Here is a 19,847-nt window from a genome sequence, read left to right on the forward strand (position 1 = left end):
AGCAGGCTCTCACCACCAGGATCCAGCCGCGTGCACCCTGGTACTCATGACTGACCAGCTCACCGCCACCCGACCGCCGGCAGCCTCGCTGGCACCGGCGGCGCTCACCTCGCTGCTCTTCGGCTCGCTGCTGCCGATGCTCTCGTTCTTCATGATCAACGTCTCGCTGCCCGCGATCGGTACCGACCTGCACGCCAACGCCGGTGAACTCCAGCTCATCGTCGGCGCTTACGGCATCGCGGTCGCCACCCTGCTGGTGGTCGCGGGCCGCCTCGGCGACGGCTTCGGCCGCCGCCGGCTGCTGCTGGGCGGACTGGCCGGGTTCGTCGTGGCGTCCGTGATCTGTGCCTTCGCACCGTCGGTGTGGGTGCTGCTGATCGCTCGGGTCATCCAGGGCGCGTCAGCCGCTGCGGTCACTCCGCAGGTGCTCGCGTCGATCACCAGCCTGATGACCGGCGAGCACCGCGCCCGCGGGATGGCGCTGTTCGGTGTCGCCAACGGCATCTCGGCCGCGCTCGGCCAGATCCTCGGCGGCGTACTGGTCGACGCGAACCCGTTCGGGCTCGGCTGGCGCTCGATCTTCGTCGTCCTCGCACTGGGCGGCCTGCTGGCGCTGATCGCCATCGCAGCATCCGTTCCGGACACCAAGGCCGCTGCGGCCCACCGGGTGGACCTCGTCGGCGCCGCACTCCTCGCAGTCACCCTGGTACTCCTCCTACTCCCCCTCACCGAGGGCCGCGCACTCCACTGGCCGCTGTGGACGTGGCTCAGCCTGGCGGCCGTCGTACCGGCTGTTGGCCTGTTGGCTCTGCACCAGCGTCGCGCTGAGCGGGCTGGGCATGCGCCACTGATTCCACCCTCGGTACTCCAGCACCGCGCGATGCGGATCGGTCTGGTGATGGCCGTCGGGTTCTTCACCAGCTTCGGCGGCTTCATGTTCGTCTTCGCCCTCGCCACCCAAGCCGGCGCCCACATGACTGCCCTGGAAGGCGGCCTGAGCCTCCTGCCACTGGCCATCGGCTTCCTGATCACCTGCATCTGGGGACCAGCCCTACAACGCCGGTACGGCGTCGCCATGGTCGTCTGCGGCTGGATCATCCAGGCGGGCGGCTACGTACTGCTCGCAGTCGCCGCACTGGCGCTCTGGCCAGACGTAACGGTCCTGAAGCTCGCCCTGCCCATGCTGGTGATCGGCTTCGGCGGCGGCTTCGTCATGATCCCCCTGATCGGCGTAGTCGTCAGCCAGGTCCCACCAGCCCAAGCGGGCCTAGGCAGCGGCATCCTCCTCACCACCCAGCAAACCTGCCTAGCCCTAGGCGCCGCCACCGTAGGCACCGCCTTCCTGGCCCTGGCCAACACCCCCTGGGGCCACGGCGGCGCCCTAGCCGCAGTATCAATCGCCCTAGCCGCCACAGCCATCCTCATGGCCCCCATAACCAACCAACTCCGCACCACCCGCCCGTAGCCACCTCGAGCGCCGTTCAGTCACCCGCCCGCCCAATTCATGGCCGAACCGCACACAAGGCCCCCGCACGAATCAACCATCCGCCGCAGGTGAACGTGGTCGACGCGTGCCCAAGGCCGCCCGGTCGGCCCTCGCCGAGCGGGTGCAGTCCGTCGAGTGGGTGCAGTCTGTCGAGTGGAACATGCGTGCTGCCGGCAAGCGATTGCCGGCAGCCATCTGTTTCCAGTCGACACGGTGGGTTCAGTGGCGCGATGCCAAGGCTGCACGGTGGGTTCAGTGGGCGGGGAGGGACGGGGTGGCGCATAGCATTCGGCGTGGAAGGGGGGATCTATGGCGCCGAAGCATGCACCCGACAATCCGCGAGCTCGGACTGTCGACCGCGTGCTCACCAGGCTCGGCTCGGTCGTCACCAGCGTGGTCTATCCGTTGGTAGCCGTGGGTTTCCTCGTATTCGTGATCGTCGATCTGCCGAGCATGCTGCGAGTCGCCCACGACGAGGGCATCGCCGGGACATTCACCGTGACGCGCAAGGAGTGCCGGGCCTGGTACGAGAAGGGCGGCTGCAGCACGTACGGCGACTTCGTCAGCACCGACGGCACCATCCGGCGGACGAACGTCCTGTTCGAGAACAACCCCGGCCGCGTCGGCACCCAGGTCCCCGGCCAGTACCTCCGGGAAGATCCCCCGATGATCTACGCGCAAGGATCCGGCCAGTGGAAGTTCTCGGTGGCGATCGGTGTCGCGGCGATTGGCTACCTCGGCTATCGCTTGTGGCGGTTGGTACGGCGGCGTCCGGCTACCAGTGAGACGGACGAGTGAGGGCTGCCGGGAGTTTCGTCTGAGCGTTGCCTTGGGCGGCGTTGAGCTGGGATTGGGTGAGGAAGAGGGTGTTGGTGAGGTCGGCACCGGCGAGGTTGGTGTCTCGGAGGTCGGCGCCGATGAGGTCCGCGCCGCGGAGGTTGGCGTTGGTCAGGTCGGCGGCTATCAGGTAGGCGCCGCGGAGGTTGGCGTTCGCGAGGTCGGCGTTGCGGAGGCGTTTGCCGATCAGGTCGGCGCCTCGGCGGTCCTTGGACTTGGGTTGTTTGCCGCGGCCGAGTTTGCTGGTTTTCAGCAGCAGCTCGTTGACGACGGCACGCTCCGCCATCACGTCCACGGCGGCAAGGTCCGTGGTGCGGCTCACGTGCTCGACGCGGGCGAACGCCGTACGGAGGTCTGCGTGGAGGGGCTCGGTTCCCTTGTAGGTAAGGGCTTCCGTCAGGTACCAGAGCAGTTCGTGCAGCTGGCGGAGGATCGGCAGGGCGGCGAACATGTCGGCGCCCGGCTGCTCGCGCCAGCTCTTACCTGCGCGGCGGGAGATCTCCTGGCCGGCACCGAAGCAGTCGTAGACCGTGCACCCCTGGAAGCCCTTGGGCCGTAGTTCGGTGTGGATGCGGCACCGGAAAGCGTCGTCGAGATTCCGGCAGGCCTCGCCCGCCGGCTTGTCGATCGCGAAGTCGGCGGACTTGCTGAACGTCAACGCGACACAGCAGAGCCCGAAGCAGCTACTGCAGTCGGCGCGGAGGTCAGTTCTGGTCGGCAACTGTCTGGCCGGTACGGCGCCAGCGGATGCCGGCCTCGACGAAGTCGTCGATCTCGCCGTCGAAGACGCCCGAGGTGTTCCCGGACTCGAACTGCGTCCGCAGGTCCTTCACCATCTGGTACGGGTGCAGGACGTAGGACCGCATCTGGTCGCCCCACGAACCCTGCACGTCACCACGCAGCGAATCCAGGTGGGCGCGCTCCTCGGCCTTCTTCAGCGCGAGCAGCTTGGCCTTCAGGATGACCATCGCGGAAGCCTTGTTCTGCAGCTGGGACTTCTCGTTCTGGCAGGAGACCACGGTGCCGGTCGGGATGTGCGTGAGCCGGACCGCGGAGTCGGTCGTGTTGACGCTCTGGCCACCCGGGCCGGACGACCGGTACACGTCGACCCGGATCTCTTCGTCCGGTACGTCGATCTCGTCGGTCTGCTCCAGCACCGGAACCACCTCGACCGCGGCGAACGACGTCTGCCGGCGGCCCTGGTTGTCGAACGGCGAGATCCGGACCAGCCGGTGCGTCCCGGACTCCACGCTCAGCGTCCCGTACGCGTACGGCGCCTTGACCGCGAAGGTGGTCGACTTGAGCCCGGCCTCTTCGGCGTACGACGTGTCGTAGACCTCGGTCGCGTAACCGTGCCGCTCGGCCCAGCGCAGGTACATCCGCTGCAGCATCTCGGCGAAGTCCGCGGCATCGACACCACCGGCACCGGAACGGATGGTGACCAGGGCGTCGCGCTCGTCGTACTCACCCGAGAGCAGCGTGCGGACCTCGAGGGACTGGATCAGCTTCGCGACCGAGGCGAGCTCCTTCTCCGCCTCCGCGATGCTGTCGGGGTCGTTCTCCTCGCGGGCGAGCTCGATCAGGACGCCGACGTCCTCGACCCGGGAACGCAACCCGGTGACCCGGTCGACATCGGCCTCCAGCCTGGACAGCCGTGACGTCACCTTCTGCGCGTTCGCCTGGTCGTCCCACAGGTCCGGCGCGGCCACCGCCTCACCCAGCTCGGCGATCTCCGCACGCATTGCAGGGAGATCGAGCACCTTCTCGATCGAGGTCAGCGTCGCGTCGAGCTGCTTGAGCTCAGCGTCAAAATCCAGTCCAGCCACAACAATGCAGCGTACCCGCTAACCCCTCGGCGCCGTTAAACCGTTTCCCATGCCGTTTCTGAGCACGGCGAACACCTCCGCCACCATCTCCTCCAGCTTGTGCTGCACCTCGACAAGCGTGTCCGCCGACGCGTTGTCCGGAAGGATCCGCATCAGCTCGTCCTCCAACGTGTTCTGAGCGGCGGCGTACTGAGCCGCGAGCAGGCGGTTCCGCAGCCGGTTGTCGGATCGCTCCTCGAGCACTCTGGCCAGAAACCTCACTAGCTCATCGCTGTACAGCCGGCGCCGCGCGAGCAGCGCGGGGCTGGCCTCGATCGTCCGGACGAACTGCTTCCAGGTCGCCAGGTGCCCGACCGCCAGCCGCTCGCGGGCCATGGCCAGGTAGTGCGCCTCGAGCACGTCGAGCGGCTCCCCGTCGGACTCGTGGATCGCCCGCGCCGGCCCGACCCACCAGCCCTTCTCGTCGAAGAACAGATCCTCCTTCGCCGGGAAGTGGTTGAACACGGTCTGCACGGCGACATCCGCGGCCTGGGCGACCTCGGCCACGGTCACCGCCTCGAACCCGCGCTCGAGGAACAGCTGCGTCGCGACCTGCGAGATCGCCGCCTTCGTCTGCTGTTTCTTCCGTTCCCGCCGCCCGAGCTCCATTGGACAACCGTAGAGCATCCTGCTTTACTGAACCCAATCTTGTAGCGACTACATGTTTGGAGTTCATACAATGACTATCCTCGTCACCGGCGGCCGCGGCGCGATCGCCCGCGCCGTCACCACCGGTCTGACCGCCGCCGGTCAGGACGTCCGGATCGCCAGCCGCGAGCCCGCCGACCTCGGCCCGACCGCCATCGCGTACGACCCCGCCGACCCAGCACCCGCTCTCGAAGGCGTCAGCCAGGTCTTCCTGTACGCCGACCCCGAGTCCGCACCGGCCTTCGTGGCCGCCGCCGATGCCGCCGGCGTGAAGCAGGTCGTCCTGCTCTCCTCGCTATCCGCGGCCTGCGGCCCCGACGACCCCCACGCCAGGACCGAGCGGATCATCGCCTCCGGCGGCTACGCCACCACGCGGATGCAGCCCGGCGCCTTCATGAGCAACGCCAAGTTCTGGGCCTACCAAGTGCGCGCCACCGGCCAGATCCGCCTCCCCTACCTCGACGCCGAGGAGGCCCCGATCCACGAGCAGGACATCGCCGACGCCGTACTCCAGGTGCTCCTCGACGGCCCAGGCCACGGCCACGACGACCGCGCCTACCCGCTCACCGGCCCCGAGTCCATGACCCGCCGCCGCCAGATCGCCCTGGTCACCGAAACCACCGGCGTACCGATCGAGGCCGTCGACCTCACTCCTGACGAAGCCCGTGCCGAGATGCCGATGCGCGACGTCGGCCAACGCGAAACCCTGTTCGCCTACTGGGCCTCACGCGTCGGCACCCCACACCCGATCGAGCCAGGCGTCGAGCTGCTGACCGGCCACACAGCCCGCCCCTTCACCACCTGGCTCACCGACAACCCCGGATTGTTCGGCTAACGGCCCTGGAGGGATTTGACGTTGTCGGCGAAGGTCCAGTTTTTGGAGCCGTCCCAGTTGATGGACCAGGTCATCAGGCCTTTGAGTTGGCCGTTGAAGCTGTTCCAGGACTGGGAGACCAGGGATGGGGACATGTAGCCGCCGCCGGCGCCGCTTTGCGCGGGTAGGCCGGGGACCTGTTTGTCGTAGGGGACCCGGATGGTGACGCCCTGGATTACCAGGCCGTTGTTGAGGCAGGTGGTCTGGGCTACGAAGCCTTGTACGGTGCCGGCGGAGTAGGAGTCGCCGGAGCAGCCGTACATGCTGCCGTTGTAGTACTGCATGTTCAGCCACCACAGCCGGCCGTTGTCGGCGTACTTCTTGATGATGGGGAGGTAGGACCCCCAGATCGAGCCGTAGGTGACGCTGCCGCCGGTCACGTAGGCCGTTTCCGGTGCCATCGTCAGCCCGAAGTTCGACGGCATCTGCGCCAGCACGCCGTCGATGATCCGGATCAGATTCGCCTGGGAGGTGGAGAGCTGGTTGATGTTGCCGCTACCGGTCAGGCCGGTCTCGATGTCGATGTCGATCCCATCGAAGTTGTACTGCTTCAGGATCGGTACGACGGTCGCCACGAACCGGTCGGCGACCGTGGACGAGCTGAGGTCGATGCCGGCCGTCGCGCCACCGATCGAGAGCAGGATGGTCTGGCCGGCCGCCTTCGCCGCGCACATCTCGGCCGGGGTGGCGACCTTCACGGTCGCGTCCATCCCGTCCTCCCATTTCACGGTGCCGTCGGAGAGGATCACCGGGAAGGCTGCGTTGATCACGTTGTAACCGTGCTGACCGATTCGCGAGTCGGTGATCGGCGTCCAGCCGAAGGGCGGGTGGACGCCGTTCGAGGAGCCGTCCCAGTTCTCCCAGTAGCCGTGCAGCACCTTGCCGGCCGGGCGCGACTTCACCGCGCAGGTCGCATTGGGCGGCGGGGTCGTCGGTGGATCGGTGGGCGGCGTGCTGTCGCACGCCCCGAGGTCGAGCCAGAGCGACGGGGCGGCGACCGGGTTCCAGCCGGAACCAGGCGGCGCGGTGTGCGCGGATCGGGCTTGGTAGGTGCGGCTCTGGTAGGTGACCTTGGCACCCGCCGCGTAGGCAACTCCCTCAGCCCAAGCGGGCGCCGTACAGGCTGCTTGGACGGACGACCCACCGGCCTGAGCCACCAGGCCGGCCGATCCGAAGAGGAGCCCGGCCGCGATGGCACTCGCGAGAACAACGCCGACCCGTCGATTCATGGCGACCCCTCAGTCAATACGTAGCGACCTTTCGTTTACCGTAAGGTGCTACTCCCCCGGGCCGCCACGACATGGCGGAAACCCGCCACGGACGTTGCCGGCAGGGGTTTACGGCAGGATCGAATCGACGTACCCACCGTCGACGCGGAGCGCCCCGCCGGTGGTCGCCGAGGCCTGCTCCGAGCTGAGGTAGACGACCAGGTTGCCGATCTCGTGCGGTTCGATCAGCCGCTGGATCAATGAGTACGGGCGGTGCTCCTTCATGAACTGCCGCTGCGCGTCCTCCCACTCCTGGTCGTCGCCGACCAGCTCGTGCACGAAGTCCTCGACGCCGGGAGTGTGGGTCGGGCCCGCGATCACCGAGTTCACTGTCACACCGGTCCCGGCCGCGGCCTTCGCGTAGCCGCGGGTCACCGCGAGCAGCGCCGTCTTCGTGACGCCGTAGTGCACCATCTCGACCGGCGTCACGATGGCCGAGTCGCTGGCGATGTTGAGTACCCGTCCGAAGCCCTGCTCGGTCATCCCCGGCAGGTACATCCGGATCAGCCGGATCGCCGACAGCACGTTCACCTCGAAGTACCGCCGCCACTCGTCGTCATCGACCTCGAGCACCGGCTTGGCCCCGAAGATCCCGAGGTTGTTGACCAGGATGTCCAGCTCCGGAACCTCCGCCCGCAACTGCTCAGCACCTTCACTCGACGCCAGATCCGCCGCAACAGCCACGACATCAGCACCCGGTACGTCGTTCCGCACGTGCGCGGCCGCAGTTTCGGTCTTGTCGGCGGTCCGTCCATTCACCACGACTGCCGCTCCGGCGCGCGCCAGTTCGGTCGCGATCGCCAGCCCGATCCCCTGACTCGATCCGGATACCAGTGCCCGTCGCCCGCTCAGCTCGATCTGCATTCCCCCATGGTGCCCACGCCGTACCGGCGAAATGCGAAAGACAGTGCCGAGCGATGTCAAGAAGCCGTGGTCGTCTCCGACCGAGGGGTGAGCACACCTCAGAAGGAGAGCATCATGCGGAAGATCATCTACTGGGTCCACACCTCGGTCGACGGGTTCATCGACGGGCCGAACGGCGAGTTCGACTGGCCGACGATGGGGCCCGAACTGTCGGCGTACTCAGACCGTCTCGACCAGCGGGTCGACACCTTGCTGTTCGGCCGGCCCGTCTGGGAGATGATGGTGGGCTTCTGGCCCAACGCCGAATCGATCACCGACGATCCGCACGTGGCCAGGTTCGCGCCGTTCTGGCGGGCCACGCCGAAGATCGTGTTCTCCAACAGCTTCCACGGCGACGAGTGGACGAGTCGGGTCATCAACAGTGACCTGGCAGCGGAGGTCGGCGCGCTCAAGGCTGCGCCCGGCGCCGACCTGTTGCTCACCGGCGGCGCCGCGCTCGCCGGAACCCTGGCCGAGCTCGGGTTCATCGACGAGTTCCACGTCGCGGTCCACCCGGTCGTGCTCGGCGGTGGCCGTCAACTCTTCGCCGCTCCCGACCAGCGGCGCAACCTCCGGCTGGTCGATTCGGCGGTTCTCGACAGCCAGGTCGTCGTGTCGCACTACCAGCCCATCGCCCAGTCTGCGTGAAGGAACCTCATGACAACTTCTACCTCCACAAAGCCCCGCAGCCCTCGGCTCGCGCTGGCGTTACTGGCCCTGCCGTCGTTGCTGATCGCGATCGACGTCAGTGTGGTCGGGGTGGCGCTGCCCAGGATGTCCTCCGATCTGCGCCCGTCACCGGCAGAACTGTTGTGGATGAACGACATCTACGGGTTCATGGTCGGCGGCACGATGGTCACGATGGGTGCCGTCGGCGACCGGATCGGGCGTCGCCGGCTGATCGTGATCTGTGCGGCGGTGTTCGCGCTCGCGTCAGCTGTCGCGGCGTTCTCGACCGCGCCGTGGATGATCATCGTCACCCGCGCGGTGATGGGACTCGCCGGCGCCGCGATCATGCCGGCCTCGATGGCGCTGCTCGGCCAGATCTTCCCGGATCCGAAGGCGCGGGTCTCGGCGATGGGCGCCTACATGACCTGCTTCCTGCTGGGGATGGCCGTGGCTCCGCTGATCGGCGGCGTGATGCTCCAGTTCTGGTGGTGGGGTTCGGTGTTCCTGCTCGGTGTACCGGTGATGGTGCTGACGCTGCTGGCCGCACCTCGGCTGCTGCCGGAATCGCAACCACAGCCCGAGACTCGATTGGATCTGCGCAGTGCCGCGTTGTGCCTGGTGTCGATCCTCAGCCTCGTCGCCGCGCTCAAGTGGGCCGTCAACGGCACTGAACTCTGGAAGATCGCCGGGCTGGGCGTGGTCGGTCTCGCCCTCGGCATCGTGTTCGTACGGCGGCAGCACACCCTCGAGCACCCGCTCGTCGATCTGTCGTTGCTGCGGCAGCCGGGGGTGACTCGCGCGCTGTGGGTGCTGTTCCTCACCGCGCTGCTGATGGGCGGTACGTCGATCTTCATCGCGTTCTACCTGCAGTCGGTGCACGGTCTGGAGCCGTTGACGGCGGCACTCTGCCTGATCCCGTCGACCATCGCGATGATCGCCGCCTCGAACCTCGGCCCCTGGCTCGGCCATCGGATCGAACCGAAGTGTGTCGTGGTCGGTGGTCTGGTGATGATGGCGATCGGCTTCGTACCGTTCGCGCTCCTCCCGGTAGGCGAATCCGGCATCGCCTGGGCGATCGGCGGTGCCGTCCTCACGACAGCCGGGGTCGGAGCCGCGTTCCCGTTCCTGATGAACGACATCATCTCGCACGCACCACAGGAGCGAGCCGGTTCGGCGGCATCGCTGGCGCAGACGGCCAACGAGATCGGGATCGCCACCGGCCTGGTGATTCTGGGCAGCCTGGCCACGGTCGTCTACCGGGCGCGGCTCTCCGGCGGCTCCGCGAGCGGCAGCTGGGTCGACGGCTTCGAACAGGCGAGCGGCGTACTGCTGGAGCAGGTCAAGCACGCCTTCGTCAGCGGCTATCACGCGGTCGGGATCGCTGGTGTGGTGACGATGGCAATCGTCCTCGTCCTCTACTTGCTCCCCTTACGCCGGACTGATTCAGCGAACCGGTACGACGGCTGACGCCTCGGTGGCGATATCCGCAGCGCTCGGGAAGCCGGGTGGCTGGAACGGCAGGTCGACCGACGACGTCAAGCGCACGGTGACCGTCGTACCGGTGACGTCGGCAGACCAGTCGAGCCCGTCGAAACGGTTGCTCGCGGCAACTTGATCCAGGTACTCGGCGGTCAGCCGGCGGGCTTGGTCGGGATCGAGCTCGGCGTTGCCGTCGGCCGCGGGCTGCGCGTAGACCGCGGCCAGCCCGTTGGCAGCAGCCAGTACGGCGCCGTCGGCGGTCGCGTCGAGATCGCGCCGGACCAGGAAGACCTTGGAGACGTCGGTGACCACGACGATCATCAGCAGGATGACGAAGGTGAAGCCGATGATCAGCACGGTCATCTGGCCCTGGTCATCACGTGGCCGGCGGTTCATCCGTCGCCCTTCGGCTCGCGATAGTCGCCGTACGGCTCGGTGTGCGAGGAGCTGATCGCGATCGCGGGCGGTTCGCCGCCGAGCGCGTCGGGGATCAACGGCAGCCGGACGCTGGTGTTCAGCGTGACGGTGACCGTCGAACCGGGTTGCAGGCAGGCGGGGTTGCAGCTGATCGTGAGTTGGTCCGAGGTCAGCTCCATGCCCTGGTCGCGCATGGCCAGTCGGGCCGCCTCGAACGCACGGGAACGGGCCTCGTCCTCCGACAGGCCGTCCGGCACGATGATGAACGCGCGCCCGGCCGCGCGGGTCGCCGCGGTCGCGCCGTACGAGGCTCGTTGAACGTCGAAGACGCCGAGCATCACGTAGATCAGCGGAACCATCAACAGCAAGGCCAGCCAGGAGAACTCGACCACCGCGCTGCCGCGTTCATCCTTCGTCATCGGCCGGTCTCCTTGACGGCGTGCCCGGCAACGCTGAAGTCGACCGCCGGACCCCACAGACCCAGCGACGGCATGTGTGCGCGGACGACGACCTCGACGCCCGGCTGACCGTCGATATCGGTCGCGCTCGCGTCGACGGAGTTGACCAGACGATCGTTCACGACGCCGCTGATCAGCTCGCGGGTCCGCGCCTCGCCTTCGACCGGTGTCCGGTTCAGGACTGCCGCGTAGTGGGCGCCCTCCGAGGCCGCGGCGGTCACGGTGTTGCGCACGTACAGGTAGAGGCCGACCTGCAGGATGCCGAGGAACAACGGCACCACCAGCGTCGAGACCAGCACGAAGTCCACGACCGCGGATCCACGGTCGCTCCTCCGTCTGAGTCGTTGGATCACTTGTTGGTGACTGAGTCCAGCGCGTTCTGCAACATCTTGGCCAGCTGATCACCGGCCAACTGCCAGATCGCCACCACCAGACCTGCAGTCATCACGGTGATGAGAACCCATCCCGGTACATCACCACGTTCCTTGCGCGCAGGCCGCGGCGTCAGCAACGCCACGCACAGCATCGTCGTCAATCGGGACATGACCTCTCCTCGTTTCATCCGGCAATCAACCGGATTCCGACAGCGCCTGGGAAAAAGGCGAACGCGATGGTGACCGGCAGAACCAGGAAAATCACCGGAACCATCATGGCGACCTCGCGACGGGCGCCGGACTCGATCAACTCGCGACGCCCGGCCTCACGGATGTCACCGGCCTGCGCCCGCAGTACGTCGGCCAGGGGTGTACCGCGTTCGAGGGCGACAGCCAGACCGTCCGCGAACCGGGACAGCGCCATCAGACCGGTCCGATCCGCCAACGCATCCAGCGCGCGGACCAGTGTGTCGCCGGCCCGAGTCTCAGCCAGCACCTGCTTGAGCTCGTCCGCAAGGTCACCACGGCAGGACCGCGCGACCCGGTCGAGCGCGGCGGCCGGGCCTTCCCCGGCGGCTACCGACAACGCCAGCAACTCGGCCACCGTGGGAAGCTCCATGAGCAGCCTGCGCTCGCGATTGCGAACCTGAGTGGTGAGATAGGTGTCGCGGGCAAGGACTCCGAGGACGCCCAGCAATGCGCAGAAGACCAGCATCCCGACTGGGCTGCCTATCCCGAACGCAACTGCCACCAGCGACGCAACCAGGCCGGCACCGAACGCCGCCGTACCCCACAGCAACTGCTCGATCCGGAACTCCTCGACCGTCCGGTCCAGCCCGGCACGGGCGAGTCTTCGGCGGATCGAGTTCGCACCGCCGAGCACGCGCTCCAACCGTCGGGCCCCAGCGCGCAACGACGGTCCGAACAGCCGCAGGATCGCGTAGAAGGGCGAGTTCGACGCGGCGACGCCGAGGAACACCTCGGAGCCGTCGATATCACGCAGGTACGGCGCGATCCGGGCGTCCGGCGTCGGTCGGCGCAGGAACGGCAAGCGCCGTACGACGATGAGCAGGCCGGCACCGAACAATGCGCCGAGCACACCACCGAGCAGGAGCGGAGTCATCGCAGCACCCGCTCCGGCTCGGGCAACCGGCCGATCCGCAACATCAACCGGTATGCGAGCACGCAGATCACGGCGCCCGTGCCGATGACGATCGCGCCCACTGCCGAGTTGTACCGCTGGATCACATCGCCCTGGAACGACAGCATCGCCAGCACGAGCCACGGGGCCGCGACCGCGACCCGCGCGCCGTTCACCGACCAGGACTGCCGGGACTCCAGCTCGGACCTGGTCCGTGCATCGTCGCGCAGGAACGTCGACAGGGATCGCAGCAGCCGACCGAGATCGCCACCGCCGACCTCGCGCGCGATCCGCAGGGCTTCCACGACCCGGTCACCAACCGGATCCGCGAGCCGTGCCTTCAACCTGTCCAGCGATTCCGCGAACCGGCCGGTCGAGGCGTAGTCCGCACCGAAGCGCCGGAACGGCTCCCGCAACGGCAGCGGTCCGCGCTCACCCACCTGCGCCAGCGCCTCGGACAGCGACAGCCCGGCCCGGACGGCGGACGCGATGTTGTCGACGACATCGGGCCACAGCTCGCGGAACTCGGCCAGTCGCCGCCGGGCGCGACTCCGCACCAACGCGATCGGCACACCGCCGGCCATCAGACCGAACACCACACCGACCGGCCAAGCACCCGACACCGCGAACATCACCACGAGCCCGATCAGGCCGGTGATCAGGCAGGCGCCGATGAAAGCGATCGGTGTCACGCCCTCGACCCCGGCGCTGGCCAGCAGGTCGCGGCTGCGCGTCACCAGGCGACCGTCCTGCGCAACGCGGGCCTCGGCGGGCGCCACGAAAGTCGCGATGATCAGCAGCAGGCCGACCCCGAAGAAGAGTCCGAGCAGAAGCCCCATCAGCCGGCACCTAACGGCAACTCCGTGAGCAGACCGGACACGTTGTACCCCGCCTGCTGGAACCGCTCGGGATGCGGCAGATGCCCTTCGGCCCGCCGCAACCGCCCGTCCACGGTGCCGAACAGCGTCTCGGTCTCGATTGCCTGATCCTCGATCCGCCCACTGACCGCCAGAATCTCCCGCACCCGACGGCGTCGGTCGGCAGCGATCCCGAGATGTACGACGAGGTCGACACAGCCGGCCACCGTCGGCAGCACGAACCTCGAACCGATGTTCTCACCGGCCAGCAGCGGCAGCGTGCACATCTTGGTCAGCGCCTCACGCGCCGAATTCGCATGGACCGTGCACATACCTGGGATGCCTGAGTTCAAAGCCAGCAACAGATCCAGGCACTCCTCGCCGCGAACCTCGCCGACGATGATCCGGGACGGCCGCATCCGCAGCGACTCCTTGACCAGGTCGCGCAGCCGGACCTCGCCGGTCCCCTCCAGGCCGGCCTGCCGGGTCTGCATCGACACCCAGTCCGGGATCGGCAGTTTGATCTCGAAGACCTCTTCACAGCTGATCACGCGTTCGCTGCCGGGGATCGAGCCGGCGAGTGCGTTCAACATCGTGGTCTTGCCGGCCTGGGTGCCGCCCGAGACCAGGATGTTCAGCCCACAGGCGACCGACGCGTCCAGCACGGCCGCGGCGTGCGGGGTCAGCGAACCGAGCTGGACCAGGTCGTTCAGCCGGGTCGCGCGGACCGTGAACTTCCTGATGTTGATCGCGGCGAAACGATGTGTGATACCGCCAAGCACGATGTGCACGCGACTGCCGTCGGGCAGGCGGGCGTCGGTGAACGGCTGCGAGACGTCGATCCGGCGGCCGGTCGTCTTCAGCATCCGCTCGACCAGGTCGCTGACCTCTTCCTCGGTCAGCACCGTGGTGGTCAGCTCGTGCCGGCCCTCGCGGGCGATGAAGACCCGGCTCGGCTCGTTGATCCAGATCTCCTCGACCGCCGGATCGTCCAGATATCGCTGCAGCGGGCCGAATCCGGCGACCCGGTCGTGGACCTCGCGGCTGACCGCCTCGATGTCACCGATCGGCGGAACCACGCCGGTCAGGCTGCGCTCGTCGTACTCCTTGACGACGGTGGCGACGATCGCGTTCACCGCGCCCGGGTCGCGGAGCGGGTCGATGCCCTCGCGCCGCACGACATCGCGAACCTGGGCGTCGATGAGCTCGACGGCACCGTCCCAGCCCGACCGGCGCGCGGCAAGTCGGTCGGCTGTCATCGGTCTCCCCGGGCATCGCGGCAGTTAATTGGTCACGGTGAGCGACCATCCTCCCAAGTACAGAGAGTTATTGCCACTAGCTCGGAGTTACCTGTGGATAAGTGTTGGCGTCAGCGGTGGATCAGGGTGTGCTCGAAGGAGTAGCGGCTGGCGCGGTAGAGGTGCGACCCGAACTCGACCGGCTGACCGTGGTCGTCGTACGTGATCCGGGTGGTCGCCAGCAGCGGGTGTCCCGGCTCCTCGGCGAGTAGCCGAGCCTGCTCCGGGGATGCCGGTACGGCGGAGATGGTCTGGTGCGCCACCTTCAGCCGCACGCCCTCGGCCCGCAGCAACTCGTAGAGACCGTGCTCGGCCAAGGTGGTCGGGTCGGTCTCGAGCAGGTCCGGCGGGAGCCAGTTGCGCATCAGAGCGAGCGGCTCGCCGTCTGCGCGGCGCAGGCGCTCCAGGCGCAGCACGCGGTCTCCGACCTCACACTGCAGCGCCGCCGCCACGTCTGCGGTCGCGGGCGCGATGCCGAGTCGCAGCACCTCGGTCTCCGGCTTACGGTGCGCTGCGGCCAGGTCGTCGTACAGGCTGGTGAGCTCGAGCGAACGCCGCACCTGGCCGGAGTTGCCGACCACCTGCGTCCCGACGCCACGCTTGCGCACCAGCAGTCCCTGGTCGACCAGCCGGGCGATCGCCTGCCGCACAGTGGGCCGGCTCAGCCCGTACGCCTCTGCGAGGTCCACCTCGTTGCTCAGCCGGGATCCGACTGGAAGCTCTCCCCCCTGGATCGCCGCCTCGAGCTGCTGTGCCAGCTGCACATGCAACGGCGTCCGACTGCTCCGATCAACCTGGACCTGCACGGTACTCATGGGCACATCCTGAAGCCTCCACCCTGATCAGTCGACCCGGGGCGGTGATTTGATCAGATCCCTTCCGATTACCCAACGTTCAACTACCACGACACACAGCGGCATGAACGGTGAGTGAACGTGCCCGAATCCGGGTCCGGATGGCGGTCCGGGGATATCTGCCGGGGCTTGTATACGGGAGGATGTCGCCTTCTGGATCATCCCGCCGGCCCACTCGGGGGGCTGTGCTGGCTACAGGCTGAGATGAGGAGAAGCATGGAACCGCTGCGTATCGGGATCCTTGGTGCGGCCCGGATCGCGGGCCGGGCGATCGCCGAACCGGCCCGGCTGACCGGCGCCCGGCTGGTCGCCGTCGCTGCCCGGGACCGGGATCGGGCCGTTGCGTTCGCGGCGGAACACGGTGTCGAACGCGTGCACGCGTCGTACGACGAGGTGCTCGCCGACCCGGAGGTCGAGGCGATCTACAACCCGCTGGCGAACGCGTTGCACGGCCCCTGGAACCTCAAGGCGATTGCCGCAGGCAAACATGTGCTGACGGAGAAGCCCTCGGCCAGCAACGCAGCTGAGGCAGCGTTGGTGCGCGACGCTGCGGCAGAGCGCGGTGTGGCTGTCATGGAAGGCTTCCACTACCTCTTCCACCCGGTGACCCGCCGGCTGCACGAGTTGCTCGCCAAGGGTGAGCTGGGCGAGCTGCAGCATGTGGAAACCACCATGGTGATGCCTCCGCCGCCTGAGGACGACCCACGCTGGTCCCTGCCACTGGCCGGCGGCGCTCTGATGGACGTCGGCTGCTACGCCCTGCACGCCCAGCGCTCTGTGGCTCCCTGGGCAGGCGGTGCGCCGCGTCTGGTCAGCGCTCGCGCCGGTGAGCGCAAGCGGGTACCTGGGGTGGACGAGTGGCTGAACGCCGACCTGGAGTTCCCGAACGGCGCTACCGGCGCAGTGCGCACCAGCATGGGCGCCGAAACCCTCGACTTCAGCTGCAAGATCATCGGTACTCGCGGTGAAGCCTTCGCACCAAGCTTCGTGCTGCCGCACAACGACGACCGCGTCATCGTCACCACGAAGGAAGACCACTGGGTCGAGCACCTCGGCCGCAAGTCGTCGTACGCGTACCAACTGGAGGCCTTCGCCGCCCACCTCCGTACTGGTGCCGCACTGCCGACCGACGCCGACGACGCGGTCGCCACGATGCAGCTCATCGACGAGGCCTACCTGGCGGCCGGCCTCAGCCCACGCCCCACTCTGGCTAGCTAGCTCTTGGTGCAGGCTGCGCGGGCGAAGGCCTCGATCAGTGCATGTGGTCGAGTGCCATCGCCCGCCAGCTCCGGCTGGAACAGCGTCGCCAGGTAGAACGGGTGGTCGGGCAGCTCCGCAATCCGCGGATCACCTGCGTCGTCGTACGCGCTGAAGACCATGCCCTGCTCGCGCAGCACGTCCAACCGACTGCTGTCGAGCCCGTAGGCACAGTGGTAGCGCTCCATCGACCGCTCAACCCCCAGTACGTCGGCCGCGCGCGTACCGGGCGTCACGTGGACCATGCCTTCGTGGCCGACGAGTGAACAGGCCAGCGGCACGATCAACTGATCCGGGGCATCCGGGTTGCTCTCGCCGTGCTGCACGGCCGTCCGGCCGCAGACGTTGCGGGCGAACTCCAGCATCGCATGGTGAAAACCGGCGCAGGTCCCGAGGAACGCGATCCCGTTCTCCCGGGCGATCCGGATCGCCTCGACCGCGCCGGCCTCGTCGCGGTACGGACTGCCCGGCAGCAGCCAGATGCCGTCGAACCCCTTGATCGCGGCGTCGACCTCGTCGGTCGGCACCCAGTAGACGTCGAGGTCGAGGCTGTCGCGTTCGCGGAGCCGGTCCAGCAGACCGGGCACCCGCGCATGCGATCTCACGTGGGGCGAACGATCACCGACGAGGGCGATCCGTGCGGAATAAGCGTTCATGACTTCATCCTGCGGCCTGGGGCGGCATCAGCGCCAACGATGATCTCTGCATCGGGTATCAGCGATACTTATCTCGTGGATCCGCATCTGCTTCGCACCTTCGTCACCGTTGCCGAACGCGGCTCGTTCTCCGCCGCGGCCGCCGAACTCGGATACACCCAATCGGCGGTCTCGCAGCACATCGCCGTGCTGGAAGCCGACCTCGGTACGCCGCTCCTCGGGCGACGGCCGGTGGCTCCGACGCCCGCGGGTGAGCGGCTGCTCGAACACGCCGGCGCGATCCTGCTCCGCCTCGCCGCCGCCCGCGCCGACGTCCACCGCACGGCGGGCGACCCACCGGGCACGCTCACCATCGCCGCATCCCCGCTGGCAGCCGCCGGCGGCCGGCTCGCCACGGCTCTCACCGCCGTACGCCGTTCGCACCCGGGAACCGTGGTCACGCTGACGGTCTGTGGTCGTGCCGAGGTCGCCCATGGGGTGGCGGTCGGCGAATACCACCTGGGCCTGATCGACGGTGTGGCCGCGCCGACCGACCCGCTCCTGCTCGTCGACGCCGGCACCCTGCGGACCAGTGCGGTCACACACGACACCCTGGTCGTTGCCCTGGCCAACGATCACCCGCTGGCGCAGCGGCGACGCATCGCGCTGCAAGACCTCATCGACGCCCGCTGGATCGACGCACCCGACGTCGCCGCACCCCTGGCCGCCCTCCGCGCCGCCACCGACTCCGACGGCTTCCGCCCAGCCCTCACCTACACCGGCACCGACCTGGCCACCCTCCTGGACCTGATCACCGCAGGCCACGGCCTCGCCGTACTCCCAGCGGCTCTGGCCGCGACCGCCGCCACAGTCCCTCTCACGACTCCACGCCTACAGCACCGCATCGACCTACTCCACGGACACCTCCCGGGAACCGCCGCGGACGCACTCGCCACCACACTGGCCGGCTGAGCAGGCAGGTACGGAACACCCGCACCTGCCTGCCGGACGATCAGTCGTGAGTGGGGAAGCCGAGGTTGATACCGCCGTGGCTCGGGTCGAGCCAGCGGGAGGTGACGACCTTGGAGCGGGTGAAGAAGTGGACGCCGTCCATGCCGTGGGCGTGGGTGTCGCCGAAGAAGGAGTTCTTCCAGCCGCCGAACGAGTAGTAGGCCATCGGGACCGGGATCGGGACGTTGATCCCGACCATGCCGACCTCGACCTCGTTCTGGAAGCGGCGGGCGGCGCCGCCGTCGTTGGTGAAGATCGCCGTGCCGTTGCCGTAGGGGTTGGAGTTCACCAGGTCGAGGGCCGCGTCGTACGACGGGAGCCGGAGCACCGACAGCACCGGGCCGAAGATCTCGTCGGTGTAGATCGACATCTCCGGGGTCACCTTGTCGAACAGGGTCGGGCCGAGCCAGAAACCGTCGGCGCCGCCGTCGAACTCACCGTCACGACCGTCGACGACGAGCTCCGCGCCTTCCTCGACACCGGCCGCCACATACCCGGAGACCTTGTCGCGGTGCGGGCCGGTGACGAGCGGGCCCATGTCGCACGAGCGGGTGCCGTCGCCGGTCTTCAGCTTCGCCATCCGGTCGGTGATCTTCGCGATCAGCTCGTCGGCGATCGGCTCGACCGCGACCAGGGCCGAGATCGCCATACAGCGCTCACCGGCCGAACCGAATCCGGCGTTCACCGCGGCGTCCGCGGCCAGATCCAGGTCCGCGTCGGGCAGCACGATCATGTGGTTCTTCGCACCGCCGAGCGCCTGGACGCGCTTGCCGTTCCTGGTGCCGTTCTCGTAGACGTACTTCGCGATCGGCGTCGAGCCGACGAACGAGACCGACTTGATGTCCGGGTGCTCGAGCAGCCGGTCGACGGCCTCCTTGTCGCCGTGCAGCACGTTCACCACGCCGTCCGGCAGGCCGGCCTCCTTCCAGAGCTCGGCCATCGCGTTCGCCGCCGACGGGTCCTTCTCGGACGGCTTGATCACCACGCTGTTACCGCAGGCCACCGCGATCGGGACGAACCACATCGGCACCATCGCCGGGAAGTTGAACGGCGAGATGACCGCGCTGACACCGAGCGGCTGCCGGATCGAGTAGACGTCGACCTTGGTCGAGACACCTTCGCTGAACCCGCCCTTGAGCAGATGCGGGATACCGCAGGCGAACTCGATCACCTCGAGGCCACGAGTGACCTCACCGAGCGCGTCGGACAGCACCTTGCCGTGCTCGGCGGTGATCAGCGCGGCGATCTGCTCCTTGCGCGCGTTCACCAGCTCGCGGTAGGCGAACAGCACCTGGGTGCGCTTGGTCAGCGAGGTCTGCGCCCACGCCTTCGACGCGTCGTGCGCGACCTTGACGACCTCGTCGACGGTGGCCGCCGAGGCGAGGTCGAGCTCACCGGTGACCTCGCCGGTGGCCGGGTTGTAGACCTTGCTGGTCCGCTCGGCGACACCGGTCCACGGGCTCCCGCCGACCAGATGGGTGATGCGCTTGATGTCAGTACTCACGTTCGGGTTCCT

The 19,847-nt window shown here is 67.9% G+C and carries 22 protein-coding genes; 7 read left to right on the top strand and 15 right to left on the bottom strand.

The window, feature by feature from the left end; translation table 11 throughout:
* The first annotated feature begins 46 nt into the window (after window positions 1–46).
* Both ACFCV3_RS04350 and ACFCV3_RS04355 read left to right on the top strand, forming a co-directional pair.
* Window positions 47–1,465, top strand: a complete 1,419-nt coding sequence (locus ACFCV3_RS04350) for an MFS transporter (RefSeq protein ID WP_376025985.1) — start codon at window positions 47–49, stop codon at window positions 1,463–1,465.
* Between the two features lie 330 nt (window positions 1,466–1,795).
* Window positions 1,796–2,284 carry a hypothetical protein gene (locus ACFCV3_RS04355; protein WP_376025987.1) on the top strand — a complete coding sequence of 163 codons (489 nt, stop codon included), beginning with the start codon at window positions 1,796–1,798 and terminating at the stop codon, window positions 2,282–2,284.
* Here ACFCV3_RS04355 and ACFCV3_RS04360 read toward each other — a convergent pair.
* Genes ACFCV3_RS04360 through ACFCV3_RS04370 form a run of 3 tightly spaced genes read right to left on the bottom strand, consistent with a single transcriptional unit; the run spans window position 2,262 to window position 4,797 of the window.
* Entirely contained in the window at window positions 2,262–3,044 is a 783-nt protein-coding gene (locus ACFCV3_RS04360) for a pentapeptide repeat-containing protein (protein ID WP_376025988.1), read from the bottom strand. The two genes, ACFCV3_RS04355 and ACFCV3_RS04360, sit on opposite strands and share 23 nt — an antisense overlap.
* Window positions 3,028–4,149, bottom strand: coding sequence for a peptide chain release factor 2 (prfB, locus tag ACFCV3_RS04365; RefSeq protein WP_376025990.1), 1,122 nt, complete (start codon window positions 4,147–4,149; stop codon window positions 3,028–3,030). Before prfB ends, ACFCV3_RS04360 begins: the two co-directional genes overlap by 17 nt.
* An 18-nt stretch (window positions 4,150–4,167) precedes the next feature.
* Window positions 4,168–4,797 carry a TetR/AcrR family transcriptional regulator gene (locus tag ACFCV3_RS04370; RefSeq protein ID WP_376025992.1) on the bottom strand — a complete coding sequence of 210 codons (630 nt, stop codon included), beginning with the start codon at window positions 4,795–4,797 and terminating at the stop codon, window positions 4,168–4,170.
* A 70-nt stretch (window positions 4,798–4,867) separates the two neighbouring features.
* Between ACFCV3_RS04370 and ACFCV3_RS04375 the strand changes: the two genes are divergently transcribed.
* A complete protein-coding gene (locus ACFCV3_RS04375; RefSeq protein ID WP_376025994.1) occupies window positions 4,868–5,671 on the top strand; it encodes an SDR family oxidoreductase in 804 nt (267 codons plus the stop codon).
* Here ACFCV3_RS04375 and ACFCV3_RS04380 read toward each other — a convergent pair.
* Together ACFCV3_RS04380 and ACFCV3_RS04385 are read right to left on the bottom strand one after the other, a co-directional pair.
* The gene (locus tag ACFCV3_RS04380) at window positions 5,668–6,939 is read right to left on the bottom strand and encodes a glycosyl hydrolase family 18 protein (RefSeq protein WP_376025995.1); all 1,272 of its coding nucleotides are present in this window, start codon (window positions 6,937–6,939) and stop codon (window positions 5,668–5,670) included. The two genes, ACFCV3_RS04375 and ACFCV3_RS04380, sit on opposite strands and share 4 nt — an antisense overlap.
* Before the next feature lie 108 nt (window positions 6,940–7,047).
* Window positions 7,048–7,842 carry an SDR family NAD(P)-dependent oxidoreductase gene (locus tag ACFCV3_RS04385; RefSeq protein WP_376025996.1) on the bottom strand — a complete coding sequence of 265 codons (795 nt, stop codon included), beginning with the start codon at window positions 7,840–7,842 and terminating at the stop codon, window positions 7,048–7,050.
* A gap of 114 nt (window positions 7,843–7,956) precedes the next feature.
* On the opposite strand from ACFCV3_RS04385, the gene ACFCV3_RS04390 reads away from it, so the two are divergent.
* Both ACFCV3_RS04390 and ACFCV3_RS04395 read left to right on the top strand, forming a co-directional pair.
* The gene (locus ACFCV3_RS04390; RefSeq protein ID WP_376025997.1) at window positions 7,957–8,529 is read left to right on the top strand and encodes a dihydrofolate reductase family protein; all 573 of its coding nucleotides are present in this window, start codon (window positions 7,957–7,959) and stop codon (window positions 8,527–8,529) included.
* Window positions 8,530–8,538: 9 nt separating this feature from the next.
* Window positions 8,539–10,017, top strand: a complete 1,479-nt coding sequence (locus ACFCV3_RS04395; protein ID WP_376025998.1) for an MFS transporter — start codon at window positions 8,539–8,541, stop codon at window positions 10,015–10,017.
* Here ACFCV3_RS04395 and ACFCV3_RS04400 read toward each other — a convergent pair.
* The 8 genes from ACFCV3_RS04400 to ACFCV3_RS04435 form a co-directional block, all read right to left on the bottom strand.
* The gene (locus ACFCV3_RS04400; protein WP_376025999.1) at window positions 9,994–10,425 is read right to left on the bottom strand and encodes a pilus assembly protein TadG-related protein; all 432 of its coding nucleotides are present in this window, start codon (window positions 10,423–10,425) and stop codon (window positions 9,994–9,996) included. The two genes, ACFCV3_RS04395 and ACFCV3_RS04400, sit on opposite strands and share 24 nt — an antisense overlap.
* Window positions 10,422–10,865 (bottom strand): hypothetical protein, encoded by a 444-nt coding sequence (locus ACFCV3_RS04405; RefSeq protein WP_376026001.1) that lies wholly within the window; start codon window positions 10,863–10,865, stop codon window positions 10,422–10,424. The genes ACFCV3_RS04400 and ACFCV3_RS04405 overlap by 4 nt, the downstream gene beginning before the upstream one ends.
* Window positions 10,862–11,212 carry a TadE/TadG family type IV pilus assembly protein gene (locus ACFCV3_RS04410; protein WP_376026003.1) on the bottom strand — a complete coding sequence of 117 codons (351 nt, stop codon included), beginning with the start codon at window positions 11,210–11,212 and terminating at the stop codon, window positions 10,862–10,864. The genes ACFCV3_RS04405 and ACFCV3_RS04410 overlap by 4 nt, the downstream gene beginning before the upstream one ends.
* A gap of 41 nt (window positions 11,213–11,253) precedes the next feature.
* Window positions 11,254–11,448, bottom strand: a complete 195-nt coding sequence (locus ACFCV3_RS04415; RefSeq protein ID WP_376026004.1) for a hypothetical protein — start codon at window positions 11,446–11,448, stop codon at window positions 11,254–11,256.
* A 14-nt stretch (window positions 11,449–11,462) separates the two neighbouring features.
* Window positions 11,463–12,401 (bottom strand): type II secretion system F family protein, encoded by a 939-nt coding sequence (locus tag ACFCV3_RS04420; RefSeq protein ID WP_376026005.1) that lies wholly within the window; start codon window positions 12,399–12,401, stop codon window positions 11,463–11,465.
* Complete coding sequence (locus ACFCV3_RS04425) at window positions 12,398–13,258, bottom strand: type II secretion system F family protein (protein ID WP_376026006.1); 861 nt, start codon at window positions 13,256–13,258, stop codon at window positions 12,398–12,400. The genes ACFCV3_RS04420 and ACFCV3_RS04425 overlap by 4 nt, the downstream gene beginning before the upstream one ends.
* Window positions 13,258–14,535, bottom strand: coding sequence for a CpaF family protein (locus tag ACFCV3_RS04430; RefSeq protein ID WP_376026008.1), 1,278 nt, complete (start codon window positions 14,533–14,535; stop codon window positions 13,258–13,260). Before ACFCV3_RS04430 ends, ACFCV3_RS04425 begins: the two co-directional genes overlap by 1 nt.
* Window positions 14,536–14,645: 110 nt before the next feature.
* Window positions 14,646–15,389: a GntR family transcriptional regulator gene (locus tag ACFCV3_RS04435; RefSeq protein WP_376026009.1), complete on the bottom strand. Its 744-nt coding sequence runs from the start codon at window positions 15,387–15,389 to the stop codon at window positions 14,646–14,648.
* 255 nt (window positions 15,390–15,644) lie between these two features.
* Here ACFCV3_RS04435 and ACFCV3_RS04440 point away from each other — a divergent pair, with 255 nt between their 5' ends.
* The gene (locus ACFCV3_RS04440) at window positions 15,645–16,646 is read left to right on the top strand and encodes a Gfo/Idh/MocA family protein (RefSeq protein WP_376026010.1); all 1,002 of its coding nucleotides are present in this window, start codon (window positions 15,645–15,647) and stop codon (window positions 16,644–16,646) included.
* Here ACFCV3_RS04440 and ACFCV3_RS04445 read toward each other — a convergent pair.
* Complete coding sequence (locus ACFCV3_RS04445; RefSeq protein ID WP_376026011.1) at window positions 16,643–17,341, bottom strand: hypothetical protein; 699 nt, start codon at window positions 17,339–17,341, stop codon at window positions 16,643–16,645. The genes ACFCV3_RS04440 and ACFCV3_RS04445 overlap by 4 nt on opposite strands.
* A 75-nt stretch (window positions 17,342–17,416) precedes the next feature.
* Between ACFCV3_RS04445 and ACFCV3_RS04450 the strand changes: the two genes are divergently transcribed.
* The gene (locus tag ACFCV3_RS04450) at window positions 17,417–18,292 is read left to right on the top strand and encodes a LysR family transcriptional regulator (RefSeq protein WP_376026013.1); all 876 of its coding nucleotides are present in this window, start codon (window positions 17,417–17,419) and stop codon (window positions 18,290–18,292) included.
* A gap of 40 nt (window positions 18,293–18,332) precedes the next feature.
* On the opposite strand, the gene ACFCV3_RS04455 is transcribed toward ACFCV3_RS04450, so the two are convergent.
* The gene (locus tag ACFCV3_RS04455; RefSeq protein WP_376026015.1) at window positions 18,333–19,835 is read right to left on the bottom strand and encodes a CoA-acylating methylmalonate-semialdehyde dehydrogenase; all 1,503 of its coding nucleotides are present in this window, start codon (window positions 19,833–19,835) and stop codon (window positions 18,333–18,335) included.
* Between the last annotated feature and the right edge of the window lie 12 nt (window positions 19,836–19,847).

The sequence above is a fragment of the Kribbella sp. NPDC056345 genome, assembly GCF_042262745.1.
Taxonomy (GTDB): Bacteria; Actinomycetota; Actinomycetes; order Propionibacteriales; family Kribbellaceae; genus Kribbella.

What these genes read in the sequence shown, in the direction of transcription:
- ACFCV3_RS04350 (WP_376025985.1), top strand. Translation starts at nt 47, where the DNA reads ATGACTGACCAGCTCACCGCCACCCGACCGCCGGCAGCCTCGCTGGCA.
- ACFCV3_RS04355 (WP_376025987.1), top strand. Translation starts at nt 1,796, where the DNA reads ATGGCGCCGAAGCATGCACCCGACAATCCGCGAGCTCGGACTGTCGAC.
- ACFCV3_RS04370 (WP_376025992.1), bottom strand. Translation starts at nt 4,797, where the DNA reads ATGGAGCTCGGGCGGCGGGAACGGAAGAAACAGCAGACGAAGGCGGCG.
- ACFCV3_RS04375 (WP_376025994.1), top strand. Translation starts at nt 4,868, where the DNA reads ATGACTATCCTCGTCACCGGCGGCCGCGGCGCGATCGCCCGCGCCGTC.
- ACFCV3_RS04380 (WP_376025995.1), bottom strand. Translation starts at nt 6,939, where the DNA reads ATGAATCGACGGGTCGGCGTTGTTCTCGCGAGTGCCATCGCGGCCGGG.
- ACFCV3_RS04385 (WP_376025996.1), bottom strand. Translation starts at nt 7,842, where the DNA reads ATGCAGATCGAGCTGAGCGGGCGACGGGCACTGGTATCCGGATCGAGT.
- ACFCV3_RS04390 (WP_376025997.1), top strand. Translation starts at nt 7,957, where the DNA reads ATGCGGAAGATCATCTACTGGGTCCACACCTCGGTCGACGGGTTCATC.
- ACFCV3_RS04395 (WP_376025998.1), top strand. Translation starts at nt 8,539, where the DNA reads ATGACAACTTCTACCTCCACAAAGCCCCGCAGCCCTCGGCTCGCGCTG.
- ACFCV3_RS04400 (WP_376025999.1), bottom strand. Translation starts at nt 10,425, where the DNA reads ATGAACCGCCGGCCACGTGATGACCAGGGCCAGATGACCGTGCTGATC.
- ACFCV3_RS04405 (WP_376026001.1), bottom strand. Translation starts at nt 10,865, where the DNA reads ATGACGAAGGATGAACGCGGCAGCGCGGTGGTCGAGTTCTCCTGGCTG.
- ACFCV3_RS04415 (WP_376026004.1), bottom strand. Translation starts at nt 11,448, where the DNA reads ATGTCCCGATTGACGACGATGCTGTGCGTGGCGTTGCTGACGCCGCGG.
- ACFCV3_RS04420 (WP_376026005.1), bottom strand. Translation starts at nt 12,401, where the DNA reads ATGACTCCGCTCCTGCTCGGTGGTGTGCTCGGCGCATTGTTCGGTGCC.
- ACFCV3_RS04425 (WP_376026006.1), bottom strand. Translation starts at nt 13,258, where the DNA reads ATGGGGCTTCTGCTCGGACTCTTCTTCGGGGTCGGCCTGCTGCTGATC.
- ACFCV3_RS04430 (WP_376026008.1), bottom strand. Translation starts at nt 14,535, where the DNA reads ATGACAGCCGACCGACTTGCCGCGCGCCGGTCGGGCTGGGACGGTGCC.
- ACFCV3_RS04435 (WP_376026009.1), bottom strand. Translation starts at nt 15,389, where the DNA reads ATGAGTACCGTGCAGGTCCAGGTTGATCGGAGCAGTCGGACGCCGTTG.
- ACFCV3_RS04440 (WP_376026010.1), top strand. Translation starts at nt 15,645, where the DNA reads ATGGAACCGCTGCGTATCGGGATCCTTGGTGCGGCCCGGATCGCGGGC.
- ACFCV3_RS04445 (WP_376026011.1), bottom strand. Translation starts at nt 17,341, where the DNA reads ATGAACGCTTATTCCGCACGGATCGCCCTCGTCGGTGATCGTTCGCCC.